Origin of the sequence: Streptomyces coelicoflavus (assembly GCF_045041415.1) — a bacterium.
In the GTDB taxonomy this organism is placed as follows: domain Bacteria; phylum Actinomycetota; class Actinomycetes; order Streptomycetales; family Streptomycetaceae; genus Streptomyces; species Streptomyces coelicoflavus.
This window is the reverse complement of sequence record NZ_CP108218.1, coordinates 2,737,232-2,752,008: the sequence shown is the minus strand read 5'-3', so window position 1 is coordinate 2,752,008 and position 14,777 is coordinate 2,737,232. Positions and strand designations below refer to the sequence as shown.

15 protein-coding genes are annotated in these 14,777 nt (G+C 72.2%); 9 read left to right on the top strand and 6 right to left on the bottom strand.

Translation table 11 applies throughout. The features are described 5' to 3' along the window. The first annotated feature begins 11 nt into the window (after positions 1–11). The gene (locus tag OHA99_RS11970; RefSeq protein ID WP_381497550.1) at positions 12–815 is read left to right on the top strand and encodes a class I SAM-dependent methyltransferase; all 804 of its coding nucleotides are present in this window, start codon (positions 12–14) and stop codon (positions 813–815) included. Positions 816–877: 62 nt separating this feature from the next. On the opposite strand, the gene OHA99_RS11965 is transcribed toward OHA99_RS11970, so the two are convergent. The 3 genes from OHA99_RS11965 to OHA99_RS11955 are packed head-to-tail and all read right to left on the bottom strand — an operon-like array spanning position 878 to position 3,579. Next, positions 878–1,639: an amino acid ABC transporter ATP-binding protein gene (locus OHA99_RS11965; protein WP_054099059.1), complete on the bottom strand. Its 762-nt coding sequence runs from the start codon at positions 1,637–1,639 to the stop codon at positions 878–880. Next, positions 1,636–2,586: an amino acid ABC transporter permease gene (locus OHA99_RS11960; RefSeq protein ID WP_153178000.1), complete on the bottom strand. Its 951-nt coding sequence runs from the start codon at positions 2,584–2,586 to the stop codon at positions 1,636–1,638. Before OHA99_RS11960 ends, OHA99_RS11965 begins: the two co-directional genes overlap by 4 nt. Before the next feature lie 30 nt (positions 2,587–2,616). Further along, positions 2,617–3,579 (bottom strand): ABC transporter substrate-binding protein, encoded by a 963-nt coding sequence (locus tag OHA99_RS11955; protein WP_153177999.1) that lies wholly within the window; start codon positions 3,577–3,579, stop codon positions 2,617–2,619. A gap of 638 nt (positions 3,580–4,217) precedes the next feature. Between OHA99_RS11955 and OHA99_RS11950 the strand changes: the two genes are divergently transcribed. The 4 genes from OHA99_RS11950 to OHA99_RS11935 all read left to right on the top strand — a co-directional run bounded on the left by OHA99_RS11950 (position 4,218) and on the right by OHA99_RS11935 (position 7,627). After that, positions 4,218–5,447 carry an NADP-dependent malic enzyme gene (locus OHA99_RS11950; protein WP_153177998.1) on the top strand — a complete coding sequence of 410 codons (1,230 nt, stop codon included), beginning with the start codon at positions 4,218–4,220 and terminating at the stop codon, positions 5,445–5,447. A 301-nt stretch (positions 5,448–5,748) separates the two neighbouring features. Then, the gene (locus OHA99_RS11945; protein ID WP_153177997.1) at positions 5,749–6,714 is read left to right on the top strand and encodes a zinc-binding dehydrogenase; all 966 of its coding nucleotides are present in this window, start codon (positions 5,749–5,751) and stop codon (positions 6,712–6,714) included. A 137-nt stretch (positions 6,715–6,851) separates the two neighbouring features. After that, on the top strand, positions 6,852–7,061 hold the full coding sequence (locus tag OHA99_RS11940; RefSeq protein ID WP_042825163.1) for a helix-turn-helix domain-containing protein: 210 nt from the start codon (positions 6,852–6,854) through the stop codon (positions 7,059–7,061). Further along, positions 7,061–7,627 carry a Clp protease N-terminal domain-containing protein gene (locus OHA99_RS11935; RefSeq protein WP_366473173.1) on the top strand — a complete coding sequence of 189 codons (567 nt, stop codon included), beginning with the start codon at positions 7,061–7,063 and terminating at the stop codon, positions 7,625–7,627. The genes OHA99_RS11940 and OHA99_RS11935 overlap by 1 nt, the downstream gene beginning before the upstream one ends. 56 nt (positions 7,628–7,683) lie before the next feature. Here the strand turns inward: OHA99_RS11935 and OHA99_RS11930 are convergent, their stop codons facing one another. Together OHA99_RS11930 and OHA99_RS11925 are read right to left on the bottom strand one after the other, a co-directional pair. Then, positions 7,684–8,781: a PadR family transcriptional regulator gene (locus tag OHA99_RS11930; protein WP_153177995.1), complete on the bottom strand. Its 1,098-nt coding sequence runs from the start codon at positions 8,779–8,781 to the stop codon at positions 7,684–7,686. A gap of 1 nt (position 8,782) precedes the next feature. Continuing rightward, complete coding sequence (locus OHA99_RS11925) at positions 8,783–9,733, bottom strand: DUF4097 family beta strand repeat-containing protein (RefSeq protein ID WP_194280279.1); 951 nt, start codon at positions 9,731–9,733, stop codon at positions 8,783–8,785. Positions 9,734–9,870: 137 nt separating this feature from the next. Between OHA99_RS11925 and OHA99_RS11920 the strand changes: the two genes are divergently transcribed. Beyond that, positions 9,871–10,722 carry a hypothetical protein gene (locus OHA99_RS11920; protein ID WP_366473175.1) on the top strand — a complete coding sequence of 284 codons (852 nt, stop codon included), beginning with the start codon at positions 9,871–9,873 and terminating at the stop codon, positions 10,720–10,722. A gap of 128 nt (positions 10,723–10,850) precedes the next feature. On the opposite strand, the gene OHA99_RS11915 is transcribed toward OHA99_RS11920, so the two are convergent. Next, on the bottom strand, positions 10,851–11,033 hold the full coding sequence (locus OHA99_RS11915) for a DUF6104 family protein (RefSeq protein WP_003961784.1): 183 nt from the start codon (positions 11,031–11,033) through the stop codon (positions 10,851–10,853). A 189-nt stretch (positions 11,034–11,222) separates the two neighbouring features. Here OHA99_RS11915 and OHA99_RS11910 point away from each other — a divergent pair, with 189 nt between their 5' ends. The 3 genes from OHA99_RS11910 to OHA99_RS11900 all read left to right on the top strand — a co-directional run bounded on the left by OHA99_RS11910 (position 11,223) and on the right by OHA99_RS11900 (position 14,777). After that, positions 11,223–11,618, top strand: coding sequence for a CU044_2847 family protein (locus tag OHA99_RS11910; RefSeq protein ID WP_153177992.1), 396 nt, complete (start codon positions 11,223–11,225; stop codon positions 11,616–11,618). A gap of 5 nt (positions 11,619–11,623) precedes the next feature. After that, positions 11,624–13,582, top strand: a complete 1,959-nt coding sequence (locus OHA99_RS11905) for a trypsin-like peptidase domain-containing protein (RefSeq protein ID WP_405695672.1) — start codon at positions 11,624–11,626, stop codon at positions 13,580–13,582. Between the two features lie 196 nt (positions 13,583–13,778). Then, positions 13,779–14,777, top strand: a complete 999-nt coding sequence (locus OHA99_RS11900) for a MoxR family ATPase (protein ID WP_153177990.1) — start codon at positions 13,779–13,781, stop codon at positions 14,775–14,777.

The following is a 14,777-nucleotide window of genomic DNA, read 5'->3' as shown; positions in this document are numbered from 1 at the left end:
GGAGGGGCTCGATGACGGACGCGGACGCCACCACGACCACGGCCACCACGGTCAGCACGACCACCGCGGCGGGAGCCGACTGGCAGGCGTGGCAGCAGAGCTGGGACCGGCAGCAGGAGTGGTACATGCCGGACCGCGAGGAACGGTTCCGGATCATGCTCGACATGGTCGAGGCGCTCGTGGGCCCCGCGCCGCGCGTGCTCGACCTGGCCTGCGGCACCGGCACCATCACGGCCCGGCTGCTCGCCCGGTTCCCGCAGGCCACGAGCACGGGCGTGGACCTCGACCCCGCGCTCCTCGCCATCGCCGAGGGCACCTTCGCGGGCGACGAGCGGGTCGACCTCGTGACCGCCGACCTCAAGGACCCCGACTGGCCGGCCCGGCTGCCGCACGACACGTACGACGCCGTGCTGACCGCCACGGCCCTGCACTGGTTGCACGCCGAACCCCTCGCGGATCTCTACGGCCGGGTCGCGGAGCTGGTCCGCGACGGTGGTCTCTTCATGAACGCGGACCACATGATCGACGACACGACGCCCCGGATCAACGCGGCCGAGCGCGCGCAGCGGCACACGCGCATGAACGCCGCCAAGGGCCGGGGCGCGCTGGACTGGGCGCAGTGGTGGCAGCTCGCCGCCAAGGACCCGGTGCTCGCCGGACCCACCGCACGGCGTTTCGAGATCTACGGCGAACACGCGGACGGCGACATGCCCTCGGCGGCGTGGCACGCGCGCGTGCTGCGCGAGAAGGGCTTCGGCGAGGCGCGCCCGGTGTGGTGCTCGCCGTCGGACACCCTGCTGCTGGCGCTCAAGTAGGACCACACGCCGAGGGGCGGTACGGAGATCCGTACCGCCCCTCGGCGTGGTCGTGCGGACGGTCAGAGGACCTTGGACAGGAACGCCTTCGTCCGGTCGTGCTGCGGATCGGTCAGGACGTCGCGCGGGTTGCCCGACTCGACGACCACGCCGTTGTCCATGAAGACGAGGCTGTCGCCGACCTCGCGGGCGAAGCCCATCTCGTGGGTGACGACGACCATCGTCATGCCGGACTCCGCGAGGTCGCGCATGACGTCGAGGACGTCGCCCACCAGCTCGGGGTCGAGCGCCGAGGTCGGCTCGTCGAACAGCATCAGCTTCGGGTCCATGGCCAGGGCCCGCGCGATGGCCACGCGCTGCTGCTGGCCCCCGGAGAGCTGCGAGGGGTAGTTGCCGGCCTTGTCGCCCAGGCCCACCCGCTCCAGAAGCCCGCGCGCGCGGTCCCTGGCCTGGCTCCTGCTCATGCCCTTGACCTGGACCGGTGCCTCCATGACGTTCTCCACGGCCGTCATGTGCGGGAACAGGTTGAAGCGCTGGAAGACCATGCCGATGTCCCGGCGCTTGAGGGCGACCTCGCTGTCCTTCAGCTCGTAGAGCTTGTCACCTTTCTGGCGGTAGCCGACCAACTCGCCGTCGACGTACAGACGTCCAGCGTTGATCTTCTCGAGGTGGTTGATACACCTGAGGAAGGTGGACTTGCCGGAGCCGGAGGGGCCGATGAGGCAGAACACCTCGCCCTGCTTGACCTCCAGGTCGATGCCCTTGAGAACCTCGACGGCACCGAAGGACTTGTGGACGCCTTCTGCCTTGACCATGGCGGTCATGCCGCACCTCCGGTCGTGCTGGAGCGGTTCGACAGGGAGAACAGGTTCGCCCTGATCTTCTGCATCGGGGTCGGCGGCAGACTGCGGCTGGAGCCGCGGGCGTAGTACCGCTCCAGGTAGTACTGGCCGACGCTGAAGACCGAGGTCAGCAGCAGGTACCAGGCCGCCGCGAGGAACAGCATCTCGGCCGGTGCGCCCGAGGTCTGGCCGATGTCCTGGGCGACTCTGAACAACTCGGCGTACTGGACGACCGACACCAGGGAGGTCGTCTTCAGCATGTTGATGACCTCGTTGCCCGTCGGCGGCACGATCACGCGCATCGCCTGCGGGACCACGATCCGGCGCAGCGTCTTGGCGTGGCTCATGCCGAGCGCGTGCGCCGCCTCGGTCTGGCCCTCGTCGACCGCGAGCAGACCGGCGCGGCAGATCTCCGCCATGTACGCCGCCTCGTTGAGACCGAGGCCGAGCAGCGCCGTCAGGAACGGCGTCATGAAGTCCGACCACTCGTCGCGGTAGAACGGGCCGAGGTTGATGTACTCGAAGACCAGGCCGAGGTTGAACCAGACGACCAGCTGCACCAGGACCGGAGTGCCGCGGAAGAACCAGATGTAGAACCACGCGATGGACGAGGTCACCGGGTTCTTCGACAGCCGCATCACGGCGAGCAGGATGCCGCCGACGACGCCGATCAGCATCGCGAGGACGGTGATCAGGAGCGTCTTGCCCATGCCGGTCAGGACACGGTCGTCGAAGAAGTAGTCCGGGATCGCGCCCCAGTTGATCTTGCCCTGGGAGAACGCGTACACGACCGCGGCCAGCAGCGCGATCGCGACGACCGCGGAGACGTACCGCCCGTAGTGCCGGACCGGGATGGCCTTGATGGCCTCGGGCGGGGTCGGCGGGGTGCCGGCCGGGCCGCCCGCCGTCTTGTCGATGTCAACAGTCACGGATGTTGCCTTTCAGCGCCCGCCGCGCGGTCACTTGCCGCCGTTGACGGCGGCCTCGGTGACGGCGCCTTCCGCCACGCCCCACTTGTCCATGATCTTCTTGTACTCGCCGTTGGCGATCACCGCGTCCAGCGCCGCCTTGAGGGCGTCGCGCAGCTGCGTGTTGTCCTTGGCGACCGCGATGCCGTACGGGGCGGCCTCGACCTGCTCGCCGACGATCTGGAAGTCCTTGCCGCCGCCGGAGGTCTTCACCGCGTAGGCCGCGACCGGGAAGTCGGAGGAGCCGGCGTCCGCGCCGCCCGCGCGCAGGCGGGTCTGGGCCTGCTGGTCGTTGTCGAAGGCCTCCATGGAGATCTTCTTGCCGGCCGGGCACTTCTCGTTCTCGGCCTTGGCGAGGTCCTCGGAGACCGTGCCGCGCTGGAGCACGAGCTTCTTGCCGCACAGGTCGGACCAGGTCTTGATGCCCTGGTCGTCGCCCTTCTTGGTGTAGATCGAGACACCGGCGGTGAAGTAGTCGACGAAGTCGACGCCCTGGCCGACCTTCTTGCCGGTGTCGGCGTCGATGCCCTCCTGGCGGTCCTTGGTGTCGGTCATCGCGGACATGGCGATGTCGTACCGCTTGGAGCGCAGGCCGGTGATCAGGGTGTCGAAGGTGCCGTTCTCGAACTCGAACTTCACCCCGAGCTGCTTGCCCAGGGCGTCCGCGAGGTCGGGGTCGATACCGACGGTCTTGCCGGAGTCGTCCTTGAACTCGACCGGTGCGTAGGCGATGTCGGAGCCGACCTTGATGGTGCCCTTGTCGCGGATCGACTGGGGCAGCTTGTCGGCCAGCGGGGCGCCGCCCGAGGACTGGTTGTCGCTGCCGCCGGAGTCGCCGCTCTCGGTCTGGTCACCGCATCCGGTGAGCAGCAGGGCGCCTGCGACCGCGATCGCACCGACCGCTGCTAGCCGGGAGTGCGCGGCGGTCGTACGACGGGTGGAGCGTGCGGTCATGGTGGTTCCTCCGGCGGATGAGGGAGTACCCGATGGGGACGGTGGAGTTCCGGTGGGACGGACGCCGGCCGGGGGCCGGACGGCGCCGCGGGTCGTCGCGGGCACACATCTTCGAGCGCCGCGACCTCGTGCGATTACGGCATCTTGCCATTCGGACTCGGCCATTCAGGGGGGACGCCATGTCAAAATCGGATAACGGGTCACCCCCCGAACCGCACCAGGTCGGTACATCACGACCGAACCTTTGCGGGAATCTGCCCTTCCGGCCGGAAGATCTACGGAATTTCTCGTTATCCGAAGCTGGATCGCGGGTGAGCCGGGCCGTCGCAGGTGGAGTTCGCGGGTATGTCAAGGGGTGCCGGGAGGTTGTCCGGAACCCCGGCTATGAGCCATGTCACCGACATGCGGGGCGCGGGGTCCGGCATGTGAGCTTGCGCTTATCGGACTCGTCGCGGGGGCCGTCCGTCGGGTAAGAAGGTTCTTTACACCCCTCATCAGGGGCTCAGGGCGCGTGTGCGGCGCGCCCGTCGCGCAGGGGCCTCGTGGCCCAGACAGCCATCTCCCTGTGCGGTGCCCGCCCATTCCTCACCAGGAGTGGACAAACCCTCAATCCATGAACTCTTAAGGGGTAAGACAAAGTGGCAGCGGAGATCGTCAATCCTCGCAGCGACAGCGACGCCAGTGCGGAGCAGGAGACGGGCGCCGAGCCGCTCGACTCCTTCGACCCCGCGTTCGCGCTGCACCGCGGCGGTAAGATGGCCGTGCAGGCCACCGTGCCGGTCCGCGACAAGGAAGACCTGTCCCTGGCGTACACGCCCGGCGTCGCGAAAGTGTGCAGCGCGATCGCCGAGCAGCCCGACCTCGTGCACGACTACACCTGGAAGTCGTCGGTCGTCGCGGTCGTGACGGACGGGACGGCGGTGCTGGGGCTCGGGGACATCGGGCCCGAGGCCTCCCTTCCCGTGATGGAGGGCAAGGCCATCCTCTTCAAGCAGTTCGGCGGCGTGGACGCGGTCCCGATCGCCCTGAACTGCACCGACGCCGACGAGATCGTCGAGACCGTGGTCCGGCTCGCGCCCTCCTTCGGCGGCGTCAACCTCGAGGACATCTCGGCGCCGCGGTGCTTCGAGATCGAGCGCAAGCTCCAGGAACGCCTGGACATCCCGGTCTTCCACGACGACCAGCACGGCACGGCCGTCGTGACGCTGGCGGCCCTGCGGAACGCGGCGCGGCTGAGCGGGCGGACGCTGGGCGAACTGCGGGCGGTGATCTCGGGCGCGGGCGCGGCCGGGGTCGCCATCGCCAAGATGCTGGTGGAGGCCGGCATCGGGGACGTCGCGGTCGCCGACCGCAAGGGTGTCGTCTCGGCGGACCGGGACGACCTGACGCCGGTGAAGCGGGAGCTGGCCGGCTTCACCAACAAGGCCGGGCTGTCGGGTTCGCTGGATGCGGCCCTGTCGGGCGCCGACGTCTTCATCGGGGTCTCCGGCGGTACGGTGCCGGAGCCGGCGGTGGCCTCGATGGCGAAGGGTGCGTTCGTCTTCGCGATGGCCAACCCGAACCCCGAGGTGCATCCGGAGGTCGCCCGCAAGTACGCGGCGGTCGTGGCGACGGGGCGCTCGGACTTCCCGAACCAGATCAACAACGTGCTGGCGTTCCCGGGCATCTTCGCGGGCGCTCTCCAGGTGCGGGCGTCGCGGATCACCGAGGGCATGAAGCTCGCGGCGGCCGAGGCGCTGGCGTCCGTGGTGGGAGACGACCTCGCCGCGGACTACGTCATTCCGTCGCCGTTCGACGAGCGGGTGGCGCCGGCCGTGACGGCGGCGGTGGCCGCGGCGGCTCGGGCGGAGGGGGTTGCGCGCCGGTGACGGTGTGAACCTCTGCGGGTGTGGTGAGCGGTCTCGTCCCTGGTGGGCGGGGCCGCTCGTTTGTTTTCGGTGCGGGTGCGGGTGCGGGTGCGGGTGCGGGTGCGGGTGCGGGTGCGGGTGCGGGTGCGCTTGGGCTGGGCGCGGGGTGGGGAGCGCGGCCCGGCGTTGCGGGGTGCCGCTGCGCCCACCCGTGCCGCCCCAGCGGCACGACTGCCCGCAGCTACGGCGGCGGGCGCAAGAGGGGGTGTGTCACATGGGTGTGTGGTTTCGGTTGGGCGGTGGGGAACCTATCGTCAAGGTCATGTTCGCTGTCTACGCCGCCCGAATCGACCGCGACCAGCCGCTGGCCGGCCTGGAGTTGGGAGAGCTTCCGGCTCCCGAGGCCCGCCCCGGCTGGAGTGTTGTCGATGTCAGGGCCGCCTCCCTCAACCACCACGACCTGTGGTCCCTGCGCGGTGTCGGCCTCCCCGAGGACCGGCTGCCGATGATCCTCGGCTGCGACGCCGCCGGGGTCGACGCGGACGGCAACGAGGTCGTCCTGCACTCCGTGATCGGCCAGACCGGCCACGGGGTCGGTCCCAAGGAGCCCCGCTCCATCCTCACCGAGCGCTACCCGGGGACGTTCGCCGAGCAGGTCGCCGTGCCGACCTGGAACATCCTGCCCAAGCCCAGGGAGCTCTCCTTCGAGGAGGCCGCCTGCCTGCCGACCGCCTGGCTGACGGCGTACCGGATGCTGTTCACCAACGCCGGGGTGCGTCCCGGTGACTCCGTGCTGGTGCAGGGCGCCGGCGGCGGTGTCGCCACGGCCGCGATCGTGCTCGGCAAGGCGGCGGGGCTGCGGGTCTTCGCCACCAGCCGGGACGAGGCCAAGCGCAAGCGGGCCCTGGAGCTGGGTGCCGTGGAGGCCGTCGAGACCGGGGCGCGGCTGCCGCAGCGGGTCGACGCCGTCATTGAGACCGTGGGCGCCGCCACCTGGTCGCACTCCATCAAGTCGCTGCGGCCCGGCGGCACGCTGGTCATCTCCGGGGCCACCAGCGGCGACCGGCCCTCGCACGCCGAACTGACCCGGATCTTCTTCCTGGAGCTCAAGGTCGTCGGCTCCACGATGGGTTCCAAGGACGAGCTGGAGGACCTGCTGTCCTTCTGCGCCGCCACCGGTGTGCGGCCCGTCATCGACGAGGTGCTCCCGATGGACCGGGCCCGGGAGGGGTTCGAGCGGATGGCCTCCGGAGGGCAGTTCGGCAAGATCGTGCTCAGCAACTCCTGAGCTCCTTACTTCTGGCGTTTCCCCCCGGGTGCGGCGGGTCCGGTTCTCCGGGCCCGCCGTTCGCGTTCGCCGTCCGGGTGCCGCTCTCATGTCAACTGGGGTTGACGTCAGTTGCCTTGTCAACCTATGTTGACATCATGAGCGAAGCAACGGATCTCGCCACGCGTGCGGGTGACCGTGATCCCCGGATCGGGCTGCGGGCAGTTGCCGCCCTCCGCAAGCTGGTGGAGCAGCTGGAGGCCGTACAGGTGCGCAGCGCGCGTCAGCGGGGGTGGTCGTGGCAGGAGATCGCCACGGAACTCGGGGTCAGCAGGCAGGCCGTGCACAAGAAGTACGGGAGGCATTGATGTTCGAGCGATTCACCAAGGACGCCCGCGCGGTCGTGCAGGGGGCCGTCGAACACGCCGAGGAGGCGCGGGCGGGGACCGTGGAACCCGAGCACCTGCTGCTCGCCCTGCTGGACCGGGAGGGCAGCCGCGCCTCCTTCGCGCTGGCGGCGCTCGGTGTCGATGAGCACCGGGACGCGGTACGGCGGGAGCTGCGGGAGGTGAAGCGCCGTGCCGGTCTGTCGCAGGCCGAGACGGAGGCCCTCGCCGGGCTGGGGATCGACGTCTCCGAGATCGTCGCCCGGGTGGAGGAGGCCCACGGAGCGGGTGCGATGTCCGTCGGCGACCGGAAGAGCGGGCGCCGCTGGTCCGGGCACCGCAGCTTCAGCCGGGGTGCCAAGGAGGTACTGGAGAAGGCGCTGCGGGTCGCCGTCGCCCGACGTGAACGGCACATCGGGGACGAGCACCTCCTCCTCGCCCTGGCCGTCCGCCCCGGTGTCCCGGCCGAGGTGCTCGCCGACCACGGGGTGACCCACGAGTCGCTGACCAGGGTGCTGGGCGACGGAGGAGGGCAGGCCTGCGCCTGAGCGGCGCCCCCGCGGGGGACGGCGCCCCTGCGGGGGCGGGGCGCCGTGCACCGGACTCAGCCCTTCGGGGTCCGCAGGATCACCCCGATGTGCGCCGCGGCCTCCGACAGCCGGCGCCGGGTGTCGCGCACCTGGTCGGCCGTCACGCCGTGGTCCCGGGCGGCGTCGCGGATGTCGTCCCGGAAGCGGTCGAGCAGCCGGTCCAGATCGCGGGCCGGGTCGCCGGTGGACTCGGCCGCGTCCTCGTGGGCCCAGCTCGGGGCGTACCCGGCGGGGAAGTCCTCCGGCGTGACGGAGTACTCGGCGCCGGGGGACCGGTCGGTCCGCGGGCCGGTGCTCCCGGTGTCGGTGCGGCCGAAGCCCCAGTCCCTGCCGAACTCCTTCCCGAGGTCCTTCCCGAAGTCCTTCCCGAAGTCGCCGACCTCCTTGGCCAGTTCGCTCAGGCCCTCGCGCAGCCCGGTCGGCCAGTCGCCCCGCGAGAAGTGGTCCTGCACCTGCTCCTGCACACGCTGGGCGATGCGCTGGACCTCCTCCTGCGCCTGGGCCCGGGCCCGCTCCTGGGCCTCCTTGGCCTGGCGCCGGGCCCGCTGTGCCTCGTCACGGGCGCGGCGGCTCTCGTCCTTCGCGCGACGGGCCTGCTCCTTCCACTCCTGCTTGACCCGCCGCATCTCCTCCTTGGCGGCCCGCCACGCCTCCTTCTCGTCGGCGTCCCCCGCGCCGCCCGCGGCACCGCTCCACTCGTCGTGCGCTCCGGCGCCGGTGCCCCGGCGGGCCGCGGTGGCCGCGGCCCGCATCTCCCGACGCAGATCGCCGGCCGCGCCCCGCACGTCGGCCCGGATCTCGGCGGCCAGCTCGGCCACCGACTCCCGGATCTCCAGCTCCAGGTCGGCCAGCTCCCCGCTGCGGTCGGCCAGCTCGGCGCGGCCGGCGTCCGTGATGGCGTACACCTTGCGGCCGCCCTCGGTGGTGTGGGTGACCAGGCCCTCCGCCTCCAGCTTGGCCAGGCGCGGGTACACCGTGCCCGCGGACGGCGCGTAGAGGCCCTGGAAGCGCTCCTCGAGCAGCCGGATCACCTCGTAACCGTGGCGCGGGGCCTCGTCCAGGAGCTTGAGGAGATAGAGGCGGAGGCGGCCGTGGGCGAAGACGGGGGGCATGTCAGAGCACCTTCTTGTCGGTCGTGCCGTCGGAAGGGGTGCCGGTGGCGCCCTGGTCCCGGACGGAAGCGGAATTGTCCCCCGAGTCGCCCCGCGCGCGGTCCGCCGGGCCGGTGTCCTGTGGCTCCCCCTCCCACGGTGCGTCCTCCGTGGCCGGACGGCGGAGCAGGGCGATCGAGCCGGAGACCGTGGTGGCCTTCAGCCGGCCGTTGCCCGCGCCCAGCCGGCCGGTGATGCGCTTGGCCCCCCACTGGCCGCCCACCCGGAGGTCCTCGAAGGCGCTGCTGACCGTGCCGCTGGCCGTGTTCGCCTCGACCCGGGCGTCGGCCGGCTGGGGCAGCCGGATGGCGATCTCGCCCGAGACGCTGTTCAGGTTGATGTCGGTGGGTCCGCCGGCCGGGTCCAGGTCGACGATCATCGACCCGCTCACCGAGTCGGCCCGCACGGAGGAGCCCGCCTCCACCACCGTCAGATCGCCGGAGACGGAGTTGAAACGCAGGTCGCCGGTGAGGGCCTGCGCCTCCACGCTCCCCGAGACGGTGTCGGCGCGGACCGGGCCCGCGAGGCTCACCAGCGTGGTGTCCCCGGACACGCCCTTCACGTCGGCGGGGCCCTCCAGGCCGGAGACCACGGCCGCGGCGCTGACGGCGCCGACCTCCACGCGGGTGCCCGTAGGCACCGCCAGGGAGACCACCGCACTGCGCCGCCAGCCCTTGCGGTCCAGCCATTTCAGGAAGCCCTTCCAGGGAAGGTCCTCGTACGCCACCGTGAGCACGCCGTCCCGGTGGGTCACGATCAGGGGTGGCCCCTCGATCTCGGAGACCTCCAGGCGGGCGGAACCTTCTTCGGTGCCCACCACGTTCACCGTTCCACCGACGACGCGTACGTGCAGCCGGCTCACGGGCTCGTCGAAGGTGAGCTTCCTGGGCTCGGCGACGGACCACTCGGACATGGTGACGACCTCCTCGACCGAACGCGCCATATCGCGTCCTCCGCAATTCACGATATATCGCGGCGGTCGAAAGTCAAGACACCCGTTCTGGTGATCAATGATCGGCCGACCGGGCTGACTTGCCCTAACTTGGCCCTATGTCGACGGAAGAGTCCGTTCCCGCCCCCGCTCCGGCTCCCGGGGCCCTGCTGCTCTGCCGCGCGGAGCCGGACCTCGTCGCCGCCGTCGCCCCGCTGCTGGGCGAACGGATGCCGCTGGTAGGGGCGGGTGAGGGATGGAGCGCCCTCGTGCCGCGGGGCGGGCCCTGGCGCGAGGGAGGGGAGCCCGTCGACCGCGTCGCCACCGGCTGGGCCGCCGCGCTCGCCGTCTGCGCCCCCTGGCCCGTACTCGCCCTGTGGTGGGACGCGGACCGGGCCGGATACACCCTCGCCTCCGGCTTCCGCCGCCCCGTCGGCTACGTGTGGCTCGCGGACGGCACCCCGGCGGGCGAGGACGAGGCCATGCGCACCTTCGCCGCCCGTATCGGCCTCGACCCCGTTCTGGACGTCCAGTCACTGGACCGGCTGACCCGACCGGATCCGGACGCCGGCCAGGGTGCTGCTGCCGGTGCCGGTGCCGGTGCCGACGCGCGCGCCAGACTGCGCGGACTGCTGGCGGTGCTCACCCGCGCGGGGATCACCCTCCCCGCCGGACTGGCCCCCGGCGAGGACGCCGACCACCTGGGCGCAGCCGCGCGTGCCCTGCCCGGCGTGCGGTGGACCGAGGCCGCCGGGCGCCGCCCGACCGCCGACGAGAGCCGCCTCGCCGCCCGGATGTTCTGGGTGGGCGGCCCCGGAGCCCGCGCGCCGGCCCTGGCCCAGACGGCGGCCGGCCTCACGCTCACCGCCTGGGGGCTGCGGCGGCACAGCGGCGGATGGACCACGGCGGGCGCGCTGCTGATCGCGCACGGCGCGCTCGGGACGGCGCACGGCCTCACCAAGCGCCCCTGAGGGCACCCGCCGCCCGGTGAGCGCGCCCCTGACGGCACCCGCCCGGTGAGGGCACCCGACAGCACCCGCCCGGAGGGCGCCCGACGGCGCTCCGGGGCGCCCGGGCGCACCCTGCGCGCCCGGCGTGGCTACTCGTCCTCGTCCTCGTCGTCCAGCCGGGCCAGCCACGTCGCCAGCCGCTCCACCGGCACCTCGAAGTCAGGGTTCAGGTCGACGAAGGTCCGCAGCTGCTCGGCGAGCCACTCGAAGGTGACCTCCTCCTCGCCGCGCCGCTTCTCCAGTTCCTCGATGCCTCGGTCGGTGAAGTACAACTCATGCTCCTGATGCGGGTGGGACGGGCCCCACGGCGTACCCGTCCAGGGTAGTCCGTACGCCCCGCCCGCTCCTCCCCGCTCGCGGGCGGGGGTCGCGGCCCGGCGGGCTGGGTATTAACCTCGTCGGGATCAAGTGACCGGTGCCCGTGCCCGGTTGGGGCGGGGCGGGCTCGACGGGGGAGCGGAATGAGCCACATCCAGGACGTGCTGTTGCCGGACGGGACGGTGGTCACCGCCCGGATCAGCGAGGCGGACGGGTACGGCGACCAGGAGGACGTCGGTTTCACCGAGGCCGCCGTCGCCAAGGTCGAGCGGCTCCAGGAGCTGATCACCGGGGTCGGTTCCTCGGTGCTGAGCGCGGCCAGGGCGGCCGGGCCCAGCGAGGCCGCCATCACCTTCGGGGTGGAGCTGACCGCCAAGGAGGGACTGGCCGTGGCGGTGCTCGCCCGGGGCGAGACCAAGGCATCGCTGGAAGTCACGCTGACCTGGCAGTTCGACCGGCCCGGCGGGCAGGCGGGCGGACAAACGGACGGGCAGGCGGGCGGGCAGGCGGGCCCGCCGGTGCCGGCCCCGCACGAGTGACGGGCATGAGTGAGGGCAACGACCGCCTCTACGAACTCGCCCGCGCCGCCACCGTCCACCTGCTGCCCGCCCGGGTCGACGGCGCGCAGCTGTGGGGGAGCGGCTTCTTCGTCGCGCCGGGCCTGGTCCTCACCGCCGCCCACGTACTGCGCCCGCACCTCGCGGCGAACCCGGACACCCCCTTCAGGGTGCGCGGTGACGGGGTCGACGCCGAGGCCTGCCTGGAGCAGTGGCTGCTGACCGACCCGCGCCGCCCGACGGTGCCCCTGGAGGAGGACCTGGCCCTGGTCCGGCTGGCCGGGGAACCCGGGGAGCACCAGCACGAGTGCGTGTGGCTCGCCGACCGGGCCGTGCTCCACTCCGGCGCCCTCAAGGTGTGCGGCTACCACCCGGGACCGCCCGAGACGCACTTCCGGATCGTCGACGCCGAGATCAACGGGCACGAGGACCGGCACGGACTGATCATCAAGCCCGACATCGACTTCCCCGCCGGGGTCTCCGGCGGCCCGCTCCTCGACCCGGAGACGGGAGCCGTGATCGGGCTGGTCAAGTCGCGCCGCAAGCAGCAGGACGGCGGCAAGGCCGTCGCCGTATCGGCCCTGCGGAACTTCGGACCGGCGTACCGCACGCTGCTGGCCGCGCACGACCTCTGGCACGGCGACGAGCCGCAGTCCCCCGCCGGGGACAACTGGATAGACCTCCAGGGCGGCCCCCCGGTCGGCGCGGGCGAGCAGTGGACCCCCGCCGACCGCCGGGAGGCGCTGCGCCTGCTCGCCGAACTGCCCCCGCCGCCGGACGCGCCCACCGTCGAACTGCTCGCGAAGAAGGCGCGCAGCCGCAACACCTGGCCGGGCGCCACCCCCGAACTGCTCACCTGGCGGGACGGCACCGGACTGCTCTACGAGGGCGCCCGCCCGCTACAGGCGCTGACGTTCCTGCGCTACCTCAGGTTCGTCGAGCTGTACACGGAATCCCGGGGCGGCGACGCGGCCGCCCTCGGCCGGTGGATCGAGCGGCGGCTGCGCCGCGAACCGAGCCGGCCCCTGCACGACCTCGTTCACGACGCCGGCCTCCCGGAAGGGCTGCGCCCGGCCCCCGACGCCGTGCCGGAACGCATCGTGATCCCCTACCCGGGACCCGGTGAGGGGGTGACCGTGGCCGTTCTGCTCGACCCGGTGATAGGGGCGCGGCCCACCCGGTTCTTCTGGCAGATCTGGTACGACGACGGCCACGGCGATCCCGAACTCCACGAGGTGGACGGCTCCGTCCACGGGCACGACCCCGACGACCTCGTCCAGGCCCTGCGCGCGCCGCTGGGCCGGCTGCTGCGGGCCAAGGACCAGGAGGACCGGCCGGTGCCCCTCGAAGTCGCCCTCCCCGTCGAGCACTTCGACACCGCCGTGCACCGCTGGCGCTTCGACGACATAGCCGAGCTCAACGACGCCGGTCACCTGGGGGCGCGTCGCAGAGTGGTGCTGCGCGCCCTCGAGCGCCGGGGAGATCCGGACAAACTCTGGACCGAGCGCTGGCAGGCCATGGCCGCCCAGCGGCGCTTCAGCGGCTGGCGCACCCCGGGGCAGGGCGGCTTCCCCGGTGCCCACGGCTACCGCGACGCCGCCTTCGACCGCATACCGGTGATGTGCCGCCCGGCCGGCCGCGACCCCGGACGCACCGCCATGCGGCTCGCCCTGGAGAGCGGGCACGGTATCGCCCTGTGGCACGTCGACGGCCACTCCTCCCGGGTGTGCCCCGAGTCGTGCGACACCCTCTACACCCGGGCGGAGGAACTCCTCGCCACGCTCGGCTCCCTCGCCGAACTGCCGGACCGGATACGCCACGTCCGCCAGGAGATCAGCGAGCTGCGCGACGACCACGCCTGGGCCGAGCCGATGGCCCTCCTGTACGACGACCCGCGCCGCCCCCTGCCCTCGGAAGAGGGCGGGACGCTGGACGCTCCCCTGTGAGCGCCGGGCGCGCAGCCGCAGCCGCTTCCGCACTCCGATACACGCCCGGCGGGCGCCGCGCGGGAGGCCGCGACTGGCCGGAACGCGCCGGTTCCTGGGTGGGGCACGGGTACATTTCCAGGGGCCCGTTGTGGGTGCACGACGCCCTCGTCGGCCAGGCCGTGGACAACCGCCGACCGTCGACGAGGAGCACCGCATGAGCGAGTGGTTCATCTACCGGGGCACCGGGGAGCCGGATCCCGAGCGGATCGGGCAGTTGCCCGCCCCGCCCCCGTGGCGGGCCTTCGACACCCCGGCCGTGGACTACGACGTACCGGCACTCGGGCCCTCCTCCCGGCGCCGGCTCGGCGCGCGCACCGTCCCGCTGTCCATCCAGGACACCGGCACCCTCGAACTGGTCAACGCCTCCCTCTACCTGCGCCGCCCGCTGCTCGTCACCGGTGAACCGGGCGTCGGCAAGTCGACGCTGGCCCACTCCGTCGCCTACGAACTCGGCCTCGGCCGGGTCCTGGAGTGGCCGGTCGTCAGCCGCAGCGAACTGCGGGACGGGCTCTACACGTACGACGCCATCGGCCGCCTCCAGGACGCCCAGTTGCCCGACGGACAGGGCGCTCCGGACATCGGCCGGTACATCAAGCTCGGCCCGCTCGGCACCGCGCTCCTCGCCGCCGACCGGCCCCGCGTCCTGCTCATCGACGAGCTGGACAAGAGCGACATCGACCTGCCCAACGACCTGCTGAACGTGCTGGAGGAAGGCGCGTTCGCCATCCCCGAGCTGGAGCGGATCGCCGACCGCACCCCGGTCGTCGAGGTCCTCACCGACGACGGCAGGCGGGTCGCGGTCACGGAGGGCAGGGTGCGGTGCCGGGCCTTCCCCGTCGTCGTGATGACCAGCAACCGGGAGCGCGAGTTCCCCGCCCCGCTGCTGCGCCGCTGCATCCCGCTCGACCTCAGGGCCCCGCGCGACGAACGCCTCGCCGCCCTGGTCCAGGCCCATTTCGGCCAGGGTTCCTACGACGGCAACCGCGACATCGTGGACCAGTTCGCCCGCGCCGAGACCGACGGGGCACTGCGGCCCACCGACCAGCTGCTCAACGCGATCTTCCTCGCCCAGTACGCCGCCCGCGACGCCGCGCACCGGCGCGAGGAGATCTCGGACCTCCTGATGCAGCCCCTGGACCGCGGGCCCCGGTAA

What these genes read in the sequence shown, in the direction of transcription:
- OHA99_RS11925 (WP_194280279.1), bottom strand. Translation starts at nt 9,733, where the DNA reads ATGTCCGAGTGGTCCGTCGCCGAGCCCAGGAAGCTCACCTTCGACGAG.
- OHA99_RS11955 (WP_153177999.1), bottom strand. Translation starts at nt 3,579, where the DNA reads ATGACCGCACGCTCCACCCGTCGTACGACCGCCGCGCACTCCCGGCTA.
- OHA99_RS11910 (WP_153177992.1), top strand. Translation starts at nt 11,223, where the DNA reads ATGAGCCACATCCAGGACGTGCTGTTGCCGGACGGGACGGTGGTCACC.
- OHA99_RS11940 (WP_042825163.1), top strand. Translation starts at nt 6,852, where the DNA reads ATGAGCGAAGCAACGGATCTCGCCACGCGTGCGGGTGACCGTGATCCC.
- OHA99_RS11935 (WP_366473173.1), top strand. Translation starts at nt 7,061, where the DNA reads ATGTTCGAGCGATTCACCAAGGACGCCCGCGCGGTCGTGCAGGGGGCC.
- OHA99_RS11970 (WP_381497550.1), top strand. Translation starts at nt 12, where the DNA reads ATGACGGACGCGGACGCCACCACGACCACGGCCACCACGGTCAGCACG.
- OHA99_RS11920 (WP_366473175.1), top strand. Translation starts at nt 9,871, where the DNA reads ATGTCGACGGAAGAGTCCGTTCCCGCCCCCGCTCCGGCTCCCGGGGCC.
- OHA99_RS11930 (WP_153177995.1), bottom strand. Translation starts at nt 8,781, where the DNA reads ATGCCCCCCGTCTTCGCCCACGGCCGCCTCCGCCTCTATCTCCTCAAG.
- OHA99_RS11945 (WP_153177997.1), top strand. Translation starts at nt 5,749, where the DNA reads ATGTTCGCTGTCTACGCCGCCCGAATCGACCGCGACCAGCCGCTGGCC.
- OHA99_RS11905 (WP_405695672.1), top strand. Translation starts at nt 11,624, where the DNA reads ATGAGTGAGGGCAACGACCGCCTCTACGAACTCGCCCGCGCCGCCACC.
- OHA99_RS11900 (WP_153177990.1), top strand. Translation starts at nt 13,779, where the DNA reads ATGAGCGAGTGGTTCATCTACCGGGGCACCGGGGAGCCGGATCCCGAG.
- OHA99_RS11965 (WP_054099059.1), bottom strand. Translation starts at nt 1,639, where the DNA reads ATGACCGCCATGGTCAAGGCAGAAGGCGTCCACAAGTCCTTCGGTGCC.